25 protein-coding genes and 1 tRNA gene are annotated in these 20,583 nt (G+C 33.2%); 19 read left to right on the top strand and 7 right to left on the bottom strand.

What is annotated here, in order from left to right; all coding sequences use genetic code 11:
• The first annotated feature begins 27 nt into the window (after nt 1-27).
• The 8 genes from R1F52_02140 (at nt 28) to R1F52_02105 (ending at nt 5,529) form a co-directional block, all read left to right on the top strand.
• Complete coding sequence (locus R1F52_02140) at nt 28-1,272, top strand: nucleotide sugar dehydrogenase (GenBank protein WOV93447.1); 1,245 nt, start codon at nt 28-30, stop codon at nt 1,270-1,272.
• On the top strand, nt 1,269-2,207 hold the full coding sequence (locus R1F52_02135) for an NAD(P)-dependent oxidoreductase (GenBank protein ID WOV93446.1): 939 nt from the start codon (nt 1,269-1,271) through the stop codon (nt 2,205-2,207). The genes R1F52_02140 and R1F52_02135 overlap by 4 nt, the downstream gene beginning before the upstream one ends.
• Complete coding sequence (locus R1F52_02130) at nt 2,191-2,718, top strand: DegT/DnrJ/EryC1/StrS family aminotransferase (protein WOV93445.1); 528 nt, start codon at nt 2,191-2,193, stop codon at nt 2,716-2,718. The genes R1F52_02135 and R1F52_02130 overlap by 17 nt, the downstream gene beginning before the upstream one ends.
• On the top strand, nt 2,696-3,226 hold the full coding sequence (locus R1F52_02125; protein ID WOV93444.1) for a DegT/DnrJ/EryC1/StrS family aminotransferase: 531 nt from the start codon (nt 2,696-2,698) through the stop codon (nt 3,224-3,226). Before R1F52_02130 ends, R1F52_02125 begins: the two co-directional genes overlap by 23 nt.
• A complete protein-coding gene (locus R1F52_02120; GenBank protein WOV93923.1) occupies nt 3,207-3,980 on the top strand; it encodes an NAD+ synthase in 774 nt (257 codons plus the stop codon). Before R1F52_02125 ends, R1F52_02120 begins: the two co-directional genes overlap by 20 nt.
• 85 nt (nt 3,981-4,065) lie before the next feature.
• Nucleotides 4,066-4,317 (top strand): hypothetical protein, encoded by a 252-nt coding sequence (locus R1F52_02115; protein WOV93443.1) that lies wholly within the window; start codon nt 4,066-4,068, stop codon nt 4,315-4,317.
• 293 nt (nt 4,318-4,610) lie between these two features.
• Complete coding sequence (locus R1F52_02110; GenBank protein WOV93442.1) at nt 4,611-5,051, top strand: hypothetical protein; 441 nt, start codon at nt 4,611-4,613, stop codon at nt 5,049-5,051.
• Nucleotides 5,044-5,529: a DapH/DapD/GlmU-related protein gene (locus R1F52_02105; GenBank protein ID WOV93441.1), complete on the top strand. Its 486-nt coding sequence runs from the start codon at nt 5,044-5,046 to the stop codon at nt 5,527-5,529. The genes R1F52_02110 and R1F52_02105 overlap by 8 nt, the downstream gene beginning before the upstream one ends.
• A 3-nt stretch (nt 5,530-5,532) precedes the next feature.
• On the opposite strand, the gene R1F52_02100 is transcribed toward R1F52_02105, so the two are convergent.
• Complete coding sequence (locus R1F52_02100) at nt 5,533-6,546, bottom strand: SIS domain-containing protein (protein WOV93440.1); 1,014 nt, start codon at nt 6,544-6,546, stop codon at nt 5,533-5,535.
• Nucleotides 6,547-6,895: 349 nt separating this feature from the next.
• Here R1F52_02100 and R1F52_02095 point away from each other — a divergent pair, with 349 nt between their 5' ends.
• On the top strand, nt 6,896-7,876 hold the full coding sequence (locus R1F52_02095) for a hypothetical protein (protein ID WOV93439.1): 981 nt from the start codon (nt 6,896-6,898) through the stop codon (nt 7,874-7,876).
• Nucleotides 7,877-8,024: 148 nt separating this feature from the next.
• Here R1F52_02095 and R1F52_02090 read toward each other — a convergent pair whose 3' ends face one another.
• Nucleotides 8,025-8,273 carry a hypothetical protein gene (locus R1F52_02090; GenBank protein WOV93438.1) on the bottom strand — a complete coding sequence of 83 codons (249 nt, stop codon included), beginning with the start codon at nt 8,271-8,273 and terminating at the stop codon, nt 8,025-8,027.
• Between the two features lie 250 nt (nt 8,274-8,523).
• On the opposite strand from R1F52_02090, the gene R1F52_02085 reads away from it, so the two are divergent.
• The 6 genes from R1F52_02085 (at nt 8,524) to R1F52_02060 (ending at nt 13,014) form a co-directional block, all read left to right on the top strand.
• Nucleotides 8,524-9,291 (top strand): alpha/beta hydrolase family protein, encoded by a 768-nt coding sequence (locus tag R1F52_02085; GenBank protein WOV93437.1) that lies wholly within the window; start codon nt 8,524-8,526, stop codon nt 9,289-9,291.
• Nucleotides 9,266-9,628 carry a hypothetical protein gene (locus R1F52_02080; GenBank protein ID WOV93436.1) on the top strand — a complete coding sequence of 121 codons (363 nt, stop codon included), beginning with the start codon at nt 9,266-9,268 and terminating at the stop codon, nt 9,626-9,628. The genes R1F52_02085 and R1F52_02080 overlap by 26 nt, the downstream gene beginning before the upstream one ends.
• Before the next feature lie 67 nt (nt 9,629-9,695).
• On the top strand, nt 9,696-9,935 hold the full coding sequence (locus tag R1F52_02075; protein ID WOV93435.1) for a hypothetical protein: 240 nt from the start codon (nt 9,696-9,698) through the stop codon (nt 9,933-9,935).
• Between the two features lie 23 nt (nt 9,936-9,958).
• Complete coding sequence (locus R1F52_02070) at nt 9,959-10,606, top strand: SDR family oxidoreductase (protein WOV93434.1); 648 nt, start codon at nt 9,959-9,961, stop codon at nt 10,604-10,606.
• A gap of 12 nt (nt 10,607-10,618) precedes the next feature.
• Complete coding sequence (asnB, locus tag R1F52_02065; GenBank protein WOV93433.1) at nt 10,619-12,436, top strand: asparagine synthase (glutamine-hydrolyzing); 1,818 nt, start codon at nt 10,619-10,621, stop codon at nt 12,434-12,436.
• A 38-nt stretch (nt 12,437-12,474) separates the two neighbouring features.
• Nucleotides 12,475-13,014: a hypothetical protein gene (locus tag R1F52_02060; GenBank protein ID WOV93432.1), complete on the top strand. Its 540-nt coding sequence runs from the start codon at nt 12,475-12,477 to the stop codon at nt 13,012-13,014.
• 12 nt (nt 13,015-13,026) lie between these two features.
• Here the strand turns inward: R1F52_02060 and R1F52_02055 are convergent, their stop codons facing one another.
• Together R1F52_02055 and R1F52_02050 are read right to left on the bottom strand one after the other, a co-directional pair.
• Nucleotides 13,027-14,526, bottom strand: a complete 1,500-nt coding sequence (locus tag R1F52_02055) for an MBL fold metallo-hydrolase (GenBank protein WOV93431.1) — start codon at nt 14,524-14,526, stop codon at nt 13,027-13,029.
• Nucleotides 14,527-14,852: 326 nt separating this feature from the next.
• Nucleotides 14,853-14,927: transfer RNA gene (locus R1F52_02050), tRNA-Val, on the bottom strand.
• Between the two features lie 83 nt (nt 14,928-15,010).
• On the opposite strand from R1F52_02050, the gene R1F52_02045 reads away from it, so the two are divergent.
• From R1F52_02045 to R1F52_02030, 4 genes are all read left to right on the top strand, one after another.
• Entirely contained in the window at nt 15,011-16,315 is a 1,305-nt protein-coding gene (locus R1F52_02045; GenBank protein WOV93430.1) for an aspartate kinase, read from the top strand.
• Nucleotides 16,316-16,512: 197 nt separating this feature from the next.
• Nucleotides 16,513-17,427, top strand: coding sequence for a branched-chain amino acid transaminase (locus tag R1F52_02040; protein ID WOV93429.1), 915 nt, complete (start codon nt 16,513-16,515; stop codon nt 17,425-17,427).
• Nucleotides 17,428-17,478: 51 nt separating this feature from the next.
• Nucleotides 17,479-18,525 (top strand): S-methyl-5-thioribose-1-phosphate isomerase, encoded by a 1,047-nt coding sequence (mtnA, locus tag R1F52_02035; protein ID WOV93428.1) that lies wholly within the window; start codon nt 17,479-17,481, stop codon nt 18,523-18,525.
• A 36-nt stretch (nt 18,526-18,561) separates the two neighbouring features.
• Complete coding sequence (locus R1F52_02030; protein ID WOV93427.1) at nt 18,562-19,194, top strand: PqqD family peptide modification chaperone; 633 nt, start codon at nt 18,562-18,564, stop codon at nt 19,192-19,194.
• Nucleotides 19,195-19,196: 2 nt separating this feature from the next.
• Here R1F52_02030 and R1F52_02025 read toward each other — a convergent pair whose 3' ends face one another.
• From R1F52_02025 to R1F52_02015, 3 genes are read right to left on the bottom strand one after another with little or no spacing between them, the layout of a single operon-like run.
• Nucleotides 19,197-19,349 (bottom strand): hypothetical protein, encoded by a 153-nt coding sequence (locus tag R1F52_02025; protein WOV93426.1) that lies wholly within the window; start codon nt 19,347-19,349, stop codon nt 19,197-19,199.
• A 29-nt stretch (nt 19,350-19,378) separates the two neighbouring features.
• Nucleotides 19,379-19,648 (bottom strand): Trm112 family protein, encoded by a 270-nt coding sequence (locus R1F52_02020; GenBank protein ID WOV93425.1) that lies wholly within the window; start codon nt 19,646-19,648, stop codon nt 19,379-19,381.
• Nucleotides 19,645-20,583: a Gfo/Idh/MocA family oxidoreductase gene (locus R1F52_02015; GenBank protein WOV93424.1), complete on the bottom strand. Its 939-nt coding sequence runs from the start codon at nt 20,581-20,583 to the stop codon at nt 19,645-19,647. Before R1F52_02015 ends, R1F52_02020 begins: the two co-directional genes overlap by 4 nt.

The raw sequence follows: 20,583 nt of genomic DNA, 5'->3' as shown, positions 1-20,583 counted from the left end.
ATTGTGTTTAGAATATGTCCTAGTATAATGAATATTGGCTTTGTAGGTCTAGGCAAGTTAGGGCTACCATCAGCATTAGCAGTTGAATCCAAAGGACATACCGTGGTCGGCTTTGATATAAATCCTAATGTAAAAAAATACATTGCAGAAAAATCTATACCGTACTTGGAAAAATCTGTTCCTGATTTACTTCAAAATACAAAGATTCAAGTTTTATCTCTTGACGAAGTTTTAAAAAAATCAGAATTAATTTTTGTAGCAGTACAAACACCACACGTCCAATGTATGAAGGAATTACTAAACTTCCATCAACTACAGTCTGATTTTAATTATGATTTTCTTAAAAATGTATGTACAAATATTTCAACTGAATTAGATAAAATAAATGAAGATCGTACTGTGATTGTAATATCCACCGTACTTCCTGGAACAATAGAGCGCGAAATAAAACCTATCCTTAGCAAACATGTCAAACTATGCTATAATCCTTTCTTTATAGCAATGGGCACTACTGTTTATGACTTTTTAAATCCTGAAATTGTTTTATTTGGGATTGATGATCTAGAAGCTCTTGAAAAAGCTAAAACATTTTATCGTACTATTACAGATGCCCCATTTAAAGAAATGAGAATTGTAAATGCCGAACTGGTCAAAGTAAATTATAATACATTCATTACTATGAAAATAAACTTTGCAAATAACCTCATGGAGGTTTGTCATAAAATGCGTGAATCAGGTGCTGATGTAGATGTAGTTTATGATGCCTTGAAAGATTGTACAAGAAGAATAATAAGCCCAATGTACATGAAAGGAGGAATGCCTGATAGTGGTGGATGTCATCCACGTGATAATATAGCCTTGGCTGATTTTGCTCGCAAGAAAAACCTTTCAAATGATCTATATACTGAACAAATGCAGATACGTGAAAGACATATTGCTTGGTTTGCTGATATGTTAAAACAATATGATCTACCAAAAGCTATTCTGGGCAAATCATACAAACCCGAAATAAATCTTACCGTAGGAAGCTCTGCCATTCGTCTATATAATGAATTTAAAGATCAAGGGTTGGAAATTGAAATGTGGGATCCTCATCTTGATGGTGAAACTCCTCCTTCTGAATTATTCAATTCTCCACATGTGTATTTTATTGGTACAAACCATAAAGCATTTACAAAGTTAAAATTTCCAGCTAAAAGTATTGTGATAAATCCTTTCAGATACATTCCAAAACAAGATGGTGTTGAAATAATTGGACTTGGTAGTGCATGAATATACTAATTACAGGCGGTTTAGGTTATGTTGGTTCAACACTTGTTTCACATTTATTGAAAAAATCACATCATAGAATTATCGTAATTGATAGAATGGATTATAGTTTAAATCGAGACTGGTACTTCAATACTCTGTATAATGATCGTGTAAAAATAGTAAAGGGTGATTTTAGATCGGTGGATCTATTATATCCTTTAATTAAGGAATGTGATGTGGTAATAAATTTGGCCGCACTTGTGGGTGAACCCATATGTGAAAAAAAACCTGATGAGGCCATAATTACTAATGAAGTAATGGTAAAAATAATCGGCCAAATGTGTAATATTGAATCTAAAAAACTCATATTTCTCTCTACTTGTTCCAACTATGGACAAAGTTCAACACCTGTATCTGAAACATCCACTCTACTCCCTGTTTCATTATATGCAATAACCAAAGTAAACGCAGAAAAATACATACGTAAACATGTACATGGAGCTATAATTTTACGTTGTGCAACTGCATATGGTATATCTCCTGGTAGAATGCGTTGGGATCTTTTACTAAATGACTTTGTAAAGACTGCAGTTTTTGAAAAAAATATGGATGTATTTGGAGCACAAGCATACAGACCATTATGCCATGTTGAGGATATTTCAGAAGCTATACGTCTTGTAATAGATTATGACACATCTGATAAAACCACTGTATTCAATGTAGGCTCTAGTGAGCAAAACTATACTAAAAAAGAGATTGCAAATACTATAGCAAAAATCACTGGAGTTAAAATCACTTTTACAGATACTGAAGAAAAAAGAAATTACATGGTGGATTTCTCCAAAATTAAAAAAACATTAAAATTTGTTCCTATTCATACACTCAAAGATGGTATAAAAACTATGTCTAGTGCTTTGAAAAAAAAAGAGATTGATGTTATTGGATCAAACGTCTGATACACAACAAAACGAGGTTATACCACAATTTATTCCAGTTTGGGGAAAAGAAGAAAACGATGCAGTACAACGTGTTATGGATTCAGATTATCTTAATGAACATAAAACTGTGCGAGAATTTGAGAAGAAATTTACTGAATTTGTTGACTCTAAATATTGTGTTACATGTATGAATGGAACAACTGCATTATACATGGCGGTTTTATCTGTTAAAGAAAGACTAGATAAGATACGAATACCAGATTATTATTCAATATTTCTGCACAATTCATGTGTCCAAGCTGGATTAGATATGACGATATCTCCTGTAGAATCTAATGGTTGTATGAAACCGGAAACACAAAGTGATATTGTCGTAAATACTAATGGAAGAACACTGGGTACTACCCTAATTGAAGATAATTCACAGCATGTTTCACATCACTCGCCAAATTGTGTAAGTACATACAGTTTCGCTTCTACCAAACATCTTACATTAGGAGGTCAAGGTGGAGCTGATATGTTGCGATGATAAAGAAATCTTTGATAGATTATCTAAACTCAAAGATTTAGGTAGAAATGATAGGCAGCAATTAAAACCCATGTCTGATAAATTTGAAGAATGGGGTTTCAATTCTAAAGTTACAGAACTACAAGCAGCATTTGGACTAGCTCAATTGGAACGTGTTCCAACTAGATTGAATAGATTAAAAACTATGGCTTCTATGTACAAGGAGATGCTATCAAAATGTAAAGAAGTGGAATTTTTTGATGATGATGCTCAATGGCATCTGGATATACGTGTTCCAGATCCGCAAAAAATTATTGATAGAATGAAAAAAAGTAAAATTCATTGTAAACGATATATGACTCCATTACATATGCAGCCAGTTGCAAGTACCTTAAAACATGATGGAGATCTTCATATGACTAAATATCTATTTGAACATGGTATGTATCTACCATCTACTACAACAATAACTGATAAACAGATGCACCGTATAGGAGAACGATTAGTTGATGCAATCAGAACAGTATGATCAAATAACAGAAGAAATCTGTAAATTTTTAGTATCCCAAGTAGATACAACCAATTCTAAGGGAATTGTATTTGGTCTTAGTGGTGGTATAGATTCCACTGTTACTGCCTTTTTGTGTAAACGTGCTTTGGGCGCAGAAAAATGTCTTGCAATTTTATTACCACATACTGATATAACACCTGATAGTGAAACCACAGATGCTGTTGAGGTTGCTAAAGATCTTGGTATACCATACAAAATTTGTAATATAACTTCTATCTTAGATCAGTACAAATCTGATGTGGACTTGAACGCTGATAAACTCGCTACTGGAAATTTGCTAGCTAGAATAAGATCATCCATAATTTATTATCATTCAAACGCTATGAATTATCTTGTAGCTGGTACTGATGATAAGAGTGAGTATCTTATAGGATATTTTACAAAGTATGGAGATGGGGCATCTGACATACTTCCAATTAAAAATCTCTACAAAACACAAGTTCAAGAATTGGGAAAACATTTGGGAGTTCCATCCAAGTTGGTAGATAAAATACCTGGTCCACATTTGTGGAAAGATCATGATTCTCAAACAGAACTTGGAATTACATATGATGTAATAGATATGATACTTCAAAGTCATTTTGATAAAAACATGACAACTGAGGCTATTGTATCAGAGTATGGTATTGAACAAGAGTCTGTTAACAAAATACTATCGCTCTATAAAAAATCACAACATAAACGTGAATTACAACCTTCATGTGACATTTGAATATTTTTAATATAAATAATTTCATAATGTTTTTAATGTAAATAAATTACTCATACACTATATATTGACGTATATGTATCATTTCATGATGTCATCCAACAATGATTTCACTATAGCTGTTGCTGTCGCATTTACAGATAAAGAAAAACAATTTCTTGAGAAATCAATAAAATCTGCTATCAAGTTAAACCCTGGAGAGCTATTATTCGGTGTTGATAAGGGAGTAGATCCTGAATCATTATCTAAAATAAAAGAAATATGTTCAGCTAATAATTTTGATCGTTGGACTATTGTAGAAGTAGAAAAAAGTAATGAATGGAATTTTCAGCTCAGCTAATGTAGTGTGGCATTGTTATAAACAAGCAAAATTTGATAAAATTTTATGTTATGATATTGATACTGAACTTAGATCTAATGTTATGTTGGGCTATGATCAAGTCGGAAAAGGTAATTTAGCATGTGTCAGTTTTACAAAAAAACTGTTAATACGATCTGTATCTGACATGATTCGTTATATATTTTATAGATTTTACATAATGCGTAATTCTTTTGTGTTTTCTGGAATATATTGGATATATCGACCATATTTTTTTAAAAATGTTATCTTGAAAGACTATATGAAGATTGTTAATGGTATTGATTCTTTTCCTTATAGATGCAATTTTAAAGGGAAAAACACACAAGCTATTAACACGTAAAGAGATTGGTTCTAATTCGTTTGATCTACAAAATAATGATTACCCTTGGCGTCAGTTTCAAATTGGAATTTGGTATGGAGCAAATAGATCTAATTTACTTGAATATATTACAAAGAAGTGTAAGGAGACTAACTCTGAACCATCTCTTATAAAAAAAGTCGTCTACTCTCATCCTACATTGTTAGTTCTGCTGATGTATTTCCTCAATCAGCATCCTTATTCTTGGAAAGGCTATCGTTGGGCCTGTAAAAATAAAGATCACGATGCAGTTATATCCGCTACCAAAGTTAATTTATCCGAATGGGAACTACTCGGCGGTAAATATGTTGAACACTTGAGAGATTGGAAACGAGAAGGAACAGGATATGCATAAAGAATTTGGAAAATACAATGATGTTGATCCATCTGCCAAAATTGGTAACGGTACACGATTATCAGGTTGGACATTTATAGGGAAAAATGTCAAAATTGGAAAAAATTGTGTAATTGGTAATCACTGTGAAATTAATTCTGGTGTTCAGATTGGCGATGGTACATTATTGAACTCTTTTTGTTATCTCAGTAGTGATACTATAGTTGGTGATCACTGTATATTTGGTGTTCATACTAGTACTGCTGACGAAAAGTATATGACCCCTGATACAAAAAAAATAACCAAACAGAGATGTACAATAGGAAATCATTGCAAAATTGGAGGTCATGCAATATTGGTAGCATGTACTATTGGTAACTGGGTTAGTATTGGAAGTGGCGCCGTTGTATTAGAACCAAAAATTAAACCTAAAGAAGTATGGGCTGGTGTTCCTGCTAGAAAGATTCGAGATATAAAACCATTTGAAATGGAATTATAACATTCATTTTAATAATTTTTTAATATGATTAATGGATTCGATGGGGTATGGATCCATACCTGACATAATAGCGCCATAAATCGTACAATAGTCTAATTTGTATATTGTTGATATAGTCTTAGATAAAATATTATTTCCAGATACGATTTCTTCTCTATATTCAACATTGTGAATTTGCAAAATTTCTTTTACCATATTCCATCTCTCTATTGTCTTGTGATGATCATCAGTTCCACGTAATAAAATTGGCATTACATCTGTTTTTTCTTCCCATGCCATTATCTGGTTATGGCATGATTCTATAACATTTTCAATATATGCGTGTTTTTTCATATTTTCATGTATAGAATTTTTGAATCTTGTAGTTATTGCTTTCAAACCTGCAGGATAGTAAATGAATGGAACTTTTGATATCCAGGATGCCAAGTTGATGGCAGGATTTTGATCTGTGAGATTATTTGAAGATATTTTCTCTCTCATATTTGATAACGCATTTAATGAATCTATGATAACTTTTTCATCAATTGATAATGTAGAATGTAATGCTTTTAGTTCTATGTATAGCGTAGATGGTAATGACGATCTTGGATTCTCATACATTGGGAGTTGTACATGCTCTATATCATTCTTTTTTGCAAATTCTTCAAGTTTTCCACCACTNGAAAAAGTTATTCTTTTACAATCATAGTTTAGTGAATCTTTTACAGCAATGAGTGTCTCCTCTGTATTTCCAGATATACTTGTACCAACAATTAATGTTTCCTTGTTGATTGTTTTTGGTAAAGTATAGCCTTTTACCACGGTTATGTGCATGGAAGTCTGTGACAAAATTGATTGAAAAATATCAGCTGCAGTCCCTGAACCTCCCATACCAACAAAGATCACATTATTTATATCACTAAAATCTACGTGATCTGAATTATTCCTATATGCGTCTTTAGCAATTTGTGTCCAATTATCATAAACTTTGTGCATTTCATGTTTGTCATATTTTTGTAAGTCTTTTTCATTTATCAATATTGGGAATTCTTAATGGTACCCTATTAATATTATCTAATATGTAAATTATTGATTAGTTTTTTTAAAATGTCTATTAATAATGTTAGAATTTAATTTTATGATTATCTATAATTTTGAAATAATTTTATCAAAAATTCCTTAGTATTAAAATACAATTCTCTAATTATGTATGTTATACCTATTAATGCTTTGTGAGAATTCGATTTGCTTCGGAATCTTCCGGTCTTTATTTACGAATCGATCCACTTTATCATCTCAACTTCTAGTGATATGGTAATCTTGTGCTTCATAATGGTAAAAAGTATGACCTAGTGTGATTTAAATAAGATTGGCAAAATTTTATTGTATGAAAACTGCATTACTACAAAGATATTACAAAATAATTATTACATTTAGTATTATTGCAGTAATTTTGACAGCCGTGGTTCTGAATAGTCCGGACAAAATAGCTAGAATTACAGCACATATCACAAATGACATGGGTGCTCTGGGAAATCTAATCTATGACATTGGAAGAGACAGTATTAAACACGAACTAAATGACATTGACAATTATCGGATGTTTCCACAGGAGTATCTTGAATCAGACTATTCCAACATTCCAATACCATACGAGTCTGCAACCGTCAATGATGTAATGCTATTATATTCCAAGGTTCATGATACCTATGAATTAAACAAATACACTACAAAGTCATTTGACTTTGAAAATATCATATTTTATGAGGCATTGCCGCTAACCAAACCTGCAAATAAGACTGTCTTTATTATTCCCGGATCGGGTCATTCGGGAGCACGCGATGTCATGGGCATTGATTCCAAATGGGGAGAGCGTTATTACCATGACAATATAGGCATTAAATTAGTGAATAACGGATATGCCGTATATACCATTGAATTGAGGGGTTGGGGAGAGCGTGAACATGATGTTGGAATAGTGTGTGATAATAATTACAGATACGGAAAGATAGTCTGTTCTGCCCGTGTATTTGAAGATACCCTATGCTATATTGGTATTGATGTGCAGGTTATCAGACAGAATGAAATAACACAGATACTCAAATGGATCAACGGTCTTGAACATACTGGAATAGTTATAATGAGCGGATTATCTGAGGGTGGGAATCACGTATATGCCCAATTACAAAAGAATTCGCCATATATGGATGGCGTGATAATAGAAACGGCAAGCGAGACAATTCCGCCAGAGATGCGACCATATAGCAAAAATGCAGATCAGAAATCATGTTATAAGCAGGAACGAGCTGATTTTGAGCCAATAGATATAATGTTGTCAATCGCGAATGCGGGGGGGATATACAGCTGATGATGTAATTACAAATACGTCAAAGAATTTGATTGAGGATGTGTATAAATCTCATAATTCGACAAACAAGCTTGTCTATAACGTTCATTTAGAGCACAAATATGATCTTATTCCGACTTTGGAATTTTTAGATGGCGTGAAATAGAGGTTATTTAGATTTTCCCCCTAATTCGTCAAGCCTTTCACATATACGCTTAATTGTTTCTGATTCTGGAATAATATTGGTAGAAGGATTTCTATCATCAAATCCGAGAATATTTTTCAGTTGTATAATTTGATCTAAATCGTATGTAAGGGCGGCTCTTGTCCAGTCTATGATGTTGTTAACTCCCTCTTTTGTAACAGGCCTATCGTCTCCACCTGTTTTTGGGTAGGTGTGATTGGGTTTCCCAGCCATTTAAGCACGATCATGTTTGCCTCACTTATAGTCATACCCAGTATTTGGGTTATATGCTATATAATTTTGATTTTCGAGGAGGAATGTTGCCGAACTCCTGATAACTTGACAGAACCTTTTTTTTTTAGGAATATTCTTATAATCATTTTTTGTAATATAGTACATGTCTACACATTCACAAAAAATAAATTACAAGAAAGGTTTTTGGATCATCTTTGCCATTTTCTCTATAACTGTGATTTTAGCCCTCGTGATATTACAAGAATTTGATAAATCTCCAACATATATTTTTAGTCGAGTATTTGATACAACTCAAGATTTCTATCCTGCTCGTGCTGTAGATATTCCAGAATATTATTATGCTGATGTTGATATATTGCAACATGCATATTCAAAACATGTGAAAACCTTAGATGACTTTTACATATGGAAAAATGGGTCTATATTGGATCAATATAGTTCGTATCCAACTACACATGAAGTGTCATCTGTTGCTACTTTAATAGATAGTAAAAACCGTACTGGTTATACACTAAACAAGTACATAATGCCTTCTTTGAATCCTGACATCATCATATTTTATGAAATAATCCCAGATGATAATAATAAGATACATAATGCCATATTTGTTATTCCTGGCTCTGGAAATCAAGGAGCTCGTGATGTGTTGGGTGAGCCATCGCCGATCTCTGGATACTATTATCATGATAATATTGGACAACATCTAGTCAAGGAAGGTTATGTAGTTTATACGATGGAATTACGAGGTTATGGGGAGCGTGTAATAGATGTCGGTTCTGCATGTGATTTTAAACCCGTATTTGACGCTCTAATAACCTGTGAAGGTCTTGCACTCAGAAATGCCATTTCATTATATGGTAAATCTATAGACACATTTCACAACAATGATTTAACACAGGTTTTGGCATACATTGATTCACGTGAATATATTGACAAGATAGTCTGTTTCTGGATTGTCTTTAGGAGCAGGTTTGGCAGTTTATCAAACTATTATTAATAATGATATAATCAGCGCAGCAGTAATAGCAAGCGGTACAGGAAGTTCCGTAAATTTTCCTACATCTGTCGAAGCTACTGCTGATGGTCCACTCTTATGTTGTGACAATACTGATATTATAGCAACAATAGCTCCCAAACCAATGTATGTTTCCTTTGGACAAAAAGAACAAGGATTACTTGGATGGGAAGCACAAACTGGATACACAGGTAGTTTTTTGAATGATGTTTATGCTCTACATGATGCGAAAAATAATTTTTATTATCATGTTCATGATTCCGCACATGTATATCACATCCCAACTGTGATTGATTTTCTTTCTAAACATATGAAATAACGTGTTTCTGATTTGATAAGATGGTATACTCATTAAATATAAATAACTAATTCTAGCCTGTTTTACCATGAACCCTGGAATTGGATTGATGAAACGACGGTTAGAGAAAGAGAAAGATGCAATATCTTTGGCAACTGCGCAATTTGCAAAACAGTATAAATTTGATATATCGAGTATAAAATTTCTAGAAGCAAAATATGACTCTGACGCTGGTGACTGGTATGTCGCTTTGGGATGTAATGATACCAGAGTAGTTGTAAAGATGGATTCTGTATTGGGAATCGTAACTGAGACAAAAGAGATTTAATTCTAGTCCTAACAACAATCATCATGACGAACGCTATTGTAATGGGTGGTTCTAAAGGAATTGGCAAAGCAATAGCTGTTGGACTGCGTGAAATTGGTTGTAATGTAATTGCCACATCTAGAAAAGATATAGATACATCTGATCTATCCAGTGTTGAAAAATTTACCAAAGAGCATCCTAGTATAGATATTTTAATATTAAATACAGGTGGNACCCCCACTAAAGAATTTGCAGACGTTACCATCCAAGAATGGAACAAATATCATAATCAACTATTTTTAGGATTTTGTATGATTTTAAAAAATATTAAAATTAATGATAATGGTTACATTTTTTTAATTTCATCTAGTGTGATTAAAGAGCCCAATCCCAAATTGATACTATCGAGTACATACAGACTTGCCTTTACTAGTGTATTTCAGATTTTAAGTAAAGTTTATGCAAAGAGAAATATCAACTGTATCAATATAGCCCCTGGTCTTATTGATACTGATAGAACTAGAGAACTACTTTCAGATATATTTGAATATGAAAAGACACTTCCAATGGGTAGGATGGGCAAACCTGAAGAGATTGGAAATTTTGTAAAAAATATAGTTAAAGATGAAATCAAATATTTGTCTGGCACTGTTGTAAATTTTGATGGAGCTGACTCTGCTCTCACATTTTGAGATGATTATATAATGTGTGGAATAACTGGTTTTCTAGGACTTGATGATTCAGGTCTACTCAAAGGTATGTGTGATGTAATATCACACAGAGGACCAGACGATAAGGGCTATTATACTGATGGTGTCATTGGTTTGGGAAATAGACGCCTTAGTATAATCGACATCCAAGGTGGTAAGCAACCAATTCATAACGAGACTGAGGATGTATGGACTGTCTACAATGGAGAGTTGTATAATTTTCTAGAGCGAAAGCAGGAATTGGAGAGCCTTGGACATCGATTCTACACAAATGTAGACACTGAGGTTCTTGTGCATGCGTATGAAGAGTATGGTGAAGAATTTGTAAAAAAACTCAATGGTATGTTTTCTATAGCAATTTGGGATACCAAGAAGAAGAAATTATTTTTATATAGAGATCACGTTGGAATCAAACCATTATANCTATTATTACAACAAGAAATCAAATATCTTTTTTTCGCATCAGAAATTAAATCTTTACTCAAATATGATGAATACACACCAAGGGTGAGTAAAACTGCATTACACAACTATCTAAGCTTTAGATATACATTATTTGATGAGACGCTATTTTCTGATATCTTTAAACTAGAACCTGGTCATTATATCACCTTGGACCAAAACGGTATGGACATAAAACAGTGGTGGGATATGTCTTTTTCTGATTCTGGAACAATAAATGATCTAGAACAAGCGCTTGTCAAATCAGTAAAGGGTCAATTAATATCTGATGTTCCACTAGGATTATTCCTTTCTGGAGGTATTGACTCTACTTCTATTGCCATTACCATGAATGAATTAAATTATGACATCAAAAGTTTTACAATTGGTTTTCCACAAGATGGAGAATCTGTGGAGGCCAAACAAACATCTGAATTACTAAATACGGATCATCATGAAATATTTCTTGACGAGGAAGATTATACACTACTTCCAGATATGACATATTATAATGATGAGCCGGTAGGTGATGTAACATCGCTGGCAATGTATAGACTATCTGAAGAGGCCACAAAACATGTCAAAGTTGTGCTAAATGGTACAGGCGGCGATGAATTGTTGGGCGGTTACATTACACACAAAATAGGAATGGTAAATCAAAAAGTTCAATTCATTCCATCCCCACTTCGAAATGTTGCCAAAATAGTTGGACACTTACCTGGCAAGGAGCGAGCAAACAAAGCTATTGTTCATGGTTTGACATCAAAATCTCCACTTGTAGCATCACTCAAGGTACAAGAGATTATTAATGAAGATGAGAAATCTAAACTCTGTTTATCTACACCTGATATCAATAGTGTAGATATCATATCTCAGCGTGTATCTAGTAAGGCTAGTGGTTTGAATCTCTTGTTATATTCTGATACCAAGACCTTTCTAGTTGATGACTTGTTGCATACTACCGACAAGATGACTATGGCTCATGGATTAGAAGGTCGTGTGCCATTCCTAGATATGAATATGATAAATGCTGCCACTAGTTTACCAACAAATCTGAAAATTCATGGTACCACTGAAAAATATGCCCTTCGAAAAATTATGGAGAGAAAAACACCTGCTGCAAAACGCAAGAAAAACCCATTTAAAATGCCAATAAACACATTTTTCAAAAAAGGTATTAATGAAATTGCATCTAATTTATTATGTGAGAAAAATATAAAACAAAATGGATATTTTGATCCTACTGTAGTGAATAATATAATGCAAAGACACGCATCTGGTGAGAAATTTTATAGTTACAAGTTGTTTAATATACTGTCATTTATCATATGGCATAAAATATTCATAGAGAATGAAAAACTAAAACTCTAGATAATAATAAACTAATATAGATGTCTGGTATCATTTGTATGATGAATACTCTATCATTTATCAAAACCTTACTAATTCAACCTCGTTATGCTATGATTGCTGCTATCTCCAGTGTGGGATTTGGACTCTTACACTACTTTTTGTCACTATCTTTACTGAATCAACACCTTGATCTAGTATTTGGTAGTATGCCGATTTACATAATTACATCGCTTGTTTTATCTTGCTTGGTCGCCATTCTAGCTGGAATTAATGTGAGCGCAGCCATATTTCGTCTTAAATCAAATGCAGGAATGAAACGAACTGGTAGTTCCTTTCTAAGTGGTATATTTGCAGTTTATACACCCGGTTGCCCTGCATGTATGACTCCAATTGCAGTTGTATTTGGAACAGTTGGTGGACTACTTGCTTTACCATTACAGGGATTGGAGTTTAAATTTATCAGCATTGGAGCTCTATTGTTTTCAATATACTGGATTTCTAGAAAGATGAATACTTGTACCACCAAGTCTAATTCTGCTGAAAAATGTAATTGTGCAAAACTCCCACAAGATACGAAAACATCAAATTCTATTTAATCAATATTTAAATTACATCTGTATAGTTTCATGTATTTTTACTTTTTGTACATTATTATGTAATGAATCAAACATAGATTCATTTTCTGTATGTATGGGAATTATTTTTTTAGAATTGGCCCCATCAATTATTTTTTTTATCTGATCGGCAGTGCCGTGTCCAGATACATGTTCTGTTTTCCAATCTTTACCTTTTGTTAATAGTTTAAAATGAACCAACCATCTCTTGACTCTTTCATGATCCAATGCCATTTCCTCATTAAATGGTTCTGTTGATGAACGAATATACCTCGAGTGCTCTTTTGGCTTAATGTCAATCAACTCTTTCAACTCAAAATCAGAACAATAAAAGACATATTTTTTTTGATTCTCAGATACTTCTTTGTAATCTATGTAATTTGGATAATCTAAAAATAATCTCTCCCAATTATTATAATCTGCTAATTGAACTTCCTCTGTCCAATAGTCTGCATCCTTTGTTAATAATCCCCATTTTTTTCTTGAAACGTATACTTTGATGTTAGAATCAGTAGGCGATGGGAAAAGATTACTATTTGTTGAAGATTCCTTGAACAACTTTAACAGATATGCCTGTTTTGTATTTATGACCATTTGGCAATCTGTACTCTTGACAGCATTATAAAATGACAAAAATCTATCCAAATCTCTTATTGGATATGTGCATATCACAAGTTGTTCTGCATCACTAATCATCTCTTGTACATCTGTCTCTACTTTGAATTCTGTAATTGATGGTTTAGTGTTGTTTATTCGAGTACCCTCACACAACAAATAATCTATATCATTTTTTCCACACTTGTCTACAAAATTTTGGCTCTCCTGTGGTCGTCTACCATGAAATCTTATATCTGCAGTATATCCAATGGTTCCAGATGACGTATGAATAATAAATCCACAAACTCCTGGTAATGAATGATCAATTGCTACGGGCTCAACCTCTATGGAATCAATCTTAAATTTTTTGGAATCAGATATTATACGAATGTCTCTTTTAATCTCCTCTCTATTTTTATCATTATTCGCTCTACTCTTTCCCCCCTTTGTATTATCATAAATTTTGAAATTCTCCTTGTATGTGATATATTGCTCACCACCCCCCATATCTTGAAATCCTTGCATGATTGATTTACTAGCTTCTGTACAGTAAATTGGAATATCTGGTCTTAGGTGATGAATATACGCACAATAATCTACATGAGCATGTGTTAATAATACTCCATCAATACTTGTCTCTTGATCATGATTGCCGTATTCCATATGTTTTGAATAATCTTTTCTATAGATTCCTTTGATTTTTGGTAATAAATCAAACTCAAACAAATCTCCCATACCTGATAATATTCTTGGTTGAGTAAATTCTGCGAAATATTGATTCACTTTACCCATCTGCATACCAAAATCTAGGAAAATTCTTGTTCCCTTGTCTTCTACTAGGAATTTATTTCCTCCAATTTCATGTATGCCTCCGTGAAATGTTAAACTAGTGAACAATTTCTTATATCATACATGATTAAAAACTATTTGCAAAATGTTCTATAATGTAAAAATTTGAATTTTTAAATTCATTAATTACGAGTTATTATATTCTACAGATAGTTATGTTAAAAGAGAAAATTAGTAAATAATCTCATCATAAATTTCATGTATGAATCAGGTTTAATATAATAAAAAAGAACGAGAATTCGCTATTTACAATTTTACAACCAATGAAGATTTTGAACCTTGATACATGTTTATTTTAGTGTGTAGTTTAATACTATAAAACCCATTTAGATAATTCAACATCTATTGTGATGTCATTAACTCTATGAATCTAATGGGCCCACGGGGATTTGAACCCCGGATCTTCGCCGTGTAAGGGCGACGTCATAACCGATCTGGACTATGAGCCCAAACAATTTTTTGTCAAAATCCATTTAAACCTTGAGTTGAATAACACACAATCATTTTTAATTGAATTGTATCGTAATAAAATATGGAATCATTAATAGTAGCAAAATTTGGTGGGAGTACTTTGGGAATAGAGGGGAAATTTATACCAAAAATTGTCAATCGTATACAAAATTTCACTTCTACTTCGAAAGTAATCTCTGTCTTCTCTGCACCTCTGATGATACATAATGGTACAAAGAAATCCATCACAGACGTAATTTTAGATATGGGGAATGATACTGCTACAGGTACTAACTTTGATCTAAATCCAATTTGGTCAATATATGAAAAAATTTTATCATATTCTAATAGTCGTCATGATGCATGTGATGATATACTAAAATCATACATGGCAAAAACACAAGATACATTTTCACAAATCAAAACAAAACAAGAATTTCATGGTAAACTCAAATCTCAAGCACTTGCATATTCAGGTGAATTACTAATTGGGAATCTAATGAATGAGATCTTGTGTGCAAATAATGTATCGTCTACTGCAATATCGCTTGAAGATTGGCCAATCATTACAGATTATAATACTGAATATACGAATTTACTCCGCACCGAGTCATTCAAACAGGCTAGCATTCTGCAGAATCATTTGATTACTCATGATGTCTTGACCATGGGTGGATTCATTGGCAAGTCTCTTGATGGTACCATTACAACCTTTGAGAGAGGAGGCTCTGATCGAACAGCAACCATTCTTGCACTCATGCTTGAAGACAAATTTGATACACGATTGAATTTTGAAAAAGATAATCCTGTACTGTCTACGGATCCACACATAGTAAGTGATAATCTAAGTATAATCTCCAACATGTCGTATAATGAGGCACGAATTGCATCCATGTTTGGAATGAAAATCTTAAATCCAATAGCAATCAAAGAAATTCTAACCTCCAAGTCTTCATTACCAATTACAATTACTGACATGAATAATCCAACACGTATTACCCATATACAACAAAAATCAATTCCTGCTGATAACCCATTAAAAGTCATTGCTGCCAAACATAATTGTGTAATCTTACGCATAAGTCATGATTTGTCTTACAAATTGATACAATCATTAACTCAAGAGAAACAATATAGTGAATTTATTATACTTTCACCATTTACTAATGATGTAGATACATTTGCAAGAATTTTATTCTTGGATGCAGATTATGTAAAATTACACAAAGACTATTTTATCAACTTTGACTCATCTGTATCCTTGACATTTAATAGAGCTGTGCTTACACTTGTGGGTGATGATATGTCTAAAATAAAACAGATTGTATCTCGAATCACTACACAAATTGGCAATGCTGGACTGAATATTCTAAACATGGATGCNTAAGAAGAGACATCTCGTATAATAATAATTTTTAATGATACTGATGATGATATAGAGAAAGCAATACGAGTAGTACACAAGGAACGAAATAATATCTCCTTGTAAGGTATTCGGCAAATCTACCTCTGTACCTTAGTCCTATAATGAATCATTATTCTAAACTAGATTTATTTAAATTAGCATTATTGTGTGATATCATTATGAAAGAAATTGGTAAAATATGGATGAATGGTAAACTAGTTCCTTTCAAGGATGCCAAAGTTCATGTATTGACTCATGCTTTACACTATTCTACTGCCGTATTTGAAGGACTTCGATGCTATAATACTAAACACGGTCCGGCAATATTTCGAATGCCCGAACATGTAGATAGGTTCTTCACATCTGCAAAATTATATTCTATGAAGATACGTTTTACAAAAAAACGAATCACTAATGGAATATTGTCTACTGTGCGCTCTACCAAATTTAAAGAGTGCTACATACGTCCATTAGCATATTATGGTTATGGTCATATGGGTCTTACACCATTATCTAACAGTGTAGATGTATCCATCACTTGTTGGCCATGGAAGATGGGAGAGTCAAGTGCAGGTAGAGTAAAGGGGGCTAGATGTAAAACCTCTAGTTGGTTACGTATCGACTCTGCATTTCAGCCTATGCATGCAAAAGCATCATCAAATTATGGAAATGCTGCACTTGCACGTGTAGAGGCATTAAATGAAGGATACGATGAAGCAATTATGTTAAATCGTTATGGAAAAGTTGTAGAGGGTAACGCAGAGAATATTTTTATAATTAAAGATGGAGTAATTGGTACACCACCATTAAATTCTGGAGCTCTTGAGGGTATAACTAGAGATAGTGTAATACAACTAATTGAAGAGAACGATGGATTTGTAATTGAGACAAATATTGAACGTGATAATCTATATTCAGCTGATGAAATATTCATGACTGGAACTGCAGCAGAAGTAAAGTCTGTAACTAGAGTGGACAAAGTAATCATTGGAAATGGAAAAATTGGTAAATTGACCAAATTATTGCAAAAATCTTACATGGATGTAGTATGTGGCCGTGATGACCGATTTACAAGTTGGCTGCATAAAATATAATCTAATGCTCTACTAGATATTTTAAATATTCGTTAATTGATTCATTTCTCATTGGCTGAAAATAATGCACTAGTGAGAACAGTAGATTGGAAAGATAACAAAGTAATCATGATTGATCAAACCAAACTTCCGACTGAATTAATTCTTGTGGAATATTCTAATTACAATCAAGTGGCCGATGCCATACGTAATCTTGTTGTCAGAGGAGCGCCTGCCATTGGTGTGTCTGGAGCATTTGGACTTGCTCTTGCGGCATTGAGTAGTAATGCTACAACAAAAGACGATATGTTGAGTAATCTAGAGGTTGCAAGAAAAATTTTATTTGAAACACGACCAACCGCTGTAAATCTTGGTTGGGGTTTAGATAAAATAATTCAAGTTGCAAAGAAAGCACAAACTGTTTCTGATATTATTCATGATGTAATCGAGGCATCCAAACAGATGGCATCTGATGATATTATGATAAATAAATCAATGGGGAAACATGGTTCTACACTCATTAGTAATAATGATACTATCATGACTCATTGTAATGCAGGAGCTTTGGCAACTGTGGGATATGGTACTGCTCTTGGGGTAATCCGTTCTGCAAATGAATCTGGAAAAAATATCAAAGTAATTGCAACTGAAACTCGTCCTGTTCAGCAAGGTTCAAGACTTACTGCTTTTGAATTACATCATGATGGAATTGATGTAAATCTAATTCCAGACACTGCCGTCGGTTATGTCATGGCAAATAAACTAGTAAACAAAGTAGTCGTCGGTGCAGATCGTGTATTACGTACAGGTCATATATTTAATAAAATTGGCACATATCAAGTTGCTATAATTGCCAAACAGCATGACATACCATTTTACGCTGCAGCTCCTCTATCTTCATTTGATTTAGACAATACGTTTGAAGATATAGTCATTGAGCAGCGCTCAAAATCTGAAGTTACCCATATTGGAGGTAAACAAACAGCTCCTGATGGAATAGGTGTGATAAATCCTGCATTTGATATGACTCCTCCAGAACTAATTACTGGAATAATCACTGAAAATGGTATAACTACTTCACCATTTGAACAGACTATTCCAAAATTATTTAATGAATAATAAAACGTTTTTATTGATTTTATGTTGATTTTAGATATGGTTAGTAAAGATGCAATTCGAGATTCACTAAAACAGTGCATGGATCCTGAAGTTCCTATGAGTATTGTAGATATGGGTCTTATCTATGGAATTGATGTATCTGATAATAATGATGTATCCATTACTATGACTATGACAACTCAAGGTTGTCCTCTACATGAAACTTTGGTACAAGATGTAACACGTTATGCAAAAAAAGTAGATGGTGTAAATAATGTAAAGGTGGATATAGTTTGGGATCCGCCTTGGTCAATGGATAAAATGTCTGAGGAAGGAAAAGCCATGCTGAAAACTATGGGTTCTGGAACATCAACACCTGCACCGATAAACTATGAAACTGCAATGCCACAAGGAGTAGGAAAATTGGTGCAACAAGAAGATGGCTCCTTGGTATTAGCTAATGAACATGATCAAGGGTTCATGGTAAATGACGCACTTGTGAATTTTTGGAAATTCTGTAATGGCAAGAGAAAAATCACTGAACTAGTTGAATTATTTGCAAAAGAGACAAATCGTGAACGTGGCCAAGTTGAAAAAGAGGTTTTACAACTAATCAATCAATTACGTGAAGGTGGTTTAATTTCAATTGAAGGTATGCAAGACAGCCCAAATGTTGAATTTAAAAAATAATTCTATTTATGTAAACATGTACATTTTAACAACTTTGTATCAAACGTACAGTCGTGTGGACCTGTAGAATTTGCATTTGTTGGTATCATACTCATACATTCATCATGTCTGTTTTTTTTACAAAACCAACATATGCTAGACTCTTCATTATTCATAGATTGTATTCATGTCTGTATCTTTTAAACTATAAGTGCCATGGATGACCTGATTTGGAAATCTTTGTAGGTAGTTTATTTTTATTTTTCTCAAGAAATTCTAATTCCTGTTTTTTATCTCTCAATTCATCAGGTAATAATATTGGTATACCTTGTATGATTGGGTAAAATCTACAACACTTGTTACAATGTAATACACCTTCTACTATGCCATCTCCATTCATTTCAATCTCATACATCTCTAGTGGCGAATATTTATCCATGGGACATGCAAGAATATCTAGCAGAGTTTTTTTCATGTCAACTCCAAATAAATCGGTATTCCTTTTTGACTTGACAGTAGAGCAGCTTCGGCGATATGTGTTATATTTACTGCCTGTTGTGGTTTTACAATCAGTTCACTTTTACCATCAACTGCCTCTATAAAATTTTGAATCTCTAAAAGTAATGGCTCTGCCTTTTCTCTTTGTGGTATCTCTGTTGAATCATTTTTTTTAATTTGTATTTCTTGTGTCAGAAAATCCGATACAGTTACAATATCTTTGAATACAGCGCTGAATGTTCTTACCTTTACTGGAGTAATCCAATTTGATGTAATTATAGCAGTTTTGTTGTTCTCAAATCCTAGTATGATATTTGTGTATACCTCTTGGTCATACTCTAATTTACCGGCTCGTGCAAATACCATATTTGGCATACTATCAAAAAGCCACGTTGCCGTATCAATATCGTGAACTGAAGTATCATAAATTATGCCAACATCCTTTATGTGTGGTGGCATCTTGCTCTCTCTGTGAAATTCTAACATTATGGGTTCTCCATATTTTTTAGATTTAATTAAATCCTTAATTGTACCTACAGCAGGATTAAATCTCTCTATATATCCACATGTCAATAATACATTATTCTTTTGTGCCAACTCTAATAATATCTGTCCATCTTTAGAATTATACGTTAGAGGTTTTTCTACAAATACATGTTTTTTAGCTTTCAGTAGTGTGGCTGTAATGTCTGCATGTGTTTTTGTAGGAGTGCATACAAATGCTGCATCAAATTCTTCTTTCTCTATTATATCATTAATGGAATTATACCCTCTAACTGAATATTCTTTTTCCACTTTGGCTATTCTATCATTATCAGTATCACACACTGCTACAAGTGAATTCATTTGAGATAATATTCTTGTATGATTTTTACCNCATCCTCCTGTTCCAATTTGAATTATTCTAGCCAT

The organism is Nitrosopumilaceae archaeon AB1(1) (genome assembly GCA_033471095.1).
GTDB classification, from domain to species: Archaea; Thermoproteota; Nitrososphaeria; order Nitrososphaerales; family Nitrosopumilaceae; genus Nitrosoabyssus; species Nitrosoabyssus spongiisocia.
Note: the sequence above shows the minus strand (reverse complement) of the source record. Positions and strands in the feature narration are given on the sequence as shown.

Excerpts from the sequence above, each read along its gene's own strand:
- R1F52_02140 (WOV93447.1), top strand. The coding sequence starts at position 28 with ATGAATATTGGCTTTGTAGGTCTAGGCAAGTTAGGGCTACCATCAGCA.
- R1F52_02135 (WOV93446.1), top strand. The coding sequence starts at position 1,269 with ATGAATATACTAATTACAGGCGGTTTAGGTTATGTTGGTTCAACACTT.
- R1F52_02120 (WOV93923.1), top strand. The coding sequence starts at position 3,207 with ATGCAATCAGAACAGTATGATCAAATAACAGAAGAAATCTGTAAATTT.
- R1F52_02115 (WOV93443.1), top strand. The coding sequence starts at position 4,066 with ATGATGTCATCCAACAATGATTTCACTATAGCTGTTGCTGTCGCATTT.
- R1F52_02110 (WOV93442.1), top strand. The coding sequence starts at position 4,611 with ATGGTATTGATTCTTTTCCTTATAGATGCAATTTTAAAGGGAAAAACA.
- R1F52_02105 (WOV93441.1), top strand. The coding sequence starts at position 5,044 with ATGCATAAAGAATTTGGAAAATACAATGATGTTGATCCATCTGCCAAA.
- R1F52_02095 (WOV93439.1), top strand. The coding sequence starts at position 6,896 with ATGAAAACTGCATTACTACAAAGATATTACAAAATAATTATTACATTT.
- R1F52_02090 (WOV93438.1), bottom strand. The coding sequence starts at position 8,273 with ATGGCTGGGAAACCCAATCACACCTACCCAAAAACAGGTGGAGACGAT.
- R1F52_02075 (WOV93435.1), top strand. The coding sequence starts at position 9,696 with ATGAACCCTGGAATTGGATTGATGAAACGACGGTTAGAGAAAGAGAAA.
- R1F52_02060 (WOV93432.1), top strand. The coding sequence starts at position 12,475 with ATGATGAATACTCTATCATTTATCAAAACCTTACTAATTCAACCTCGT.
- R1F52_02040 (WOV93429.1), top strand. The coding sequence starts at position 16,513 with ATGAAAGAAATTGGTAAAATATGGATGAATGGTAAACTAGTTCCTTTC.
- R1F52_02030 (WOV93427.1), top strand. The coding sequence starts at position 18,562 with ATGGTTAGTAAAGATGCAATTCGAGATTCACTAAAACAGTGCATGGAT.
- R1F52_02025 (WOV93426.1), bottom strand. The coding sequence starts at position 19,349 with ATGAATAATGAAGAGTCTAGCATATGTTGGTTTTGTAAAAAAAACAGA.
- R1F52_02020 (WOV93425.1), bottom strand. The coding sequence starts at position 19,648 with ATGAAAAAAACTCTGCTAGATATTCTTGCATGTCCCATGGATAAATAT.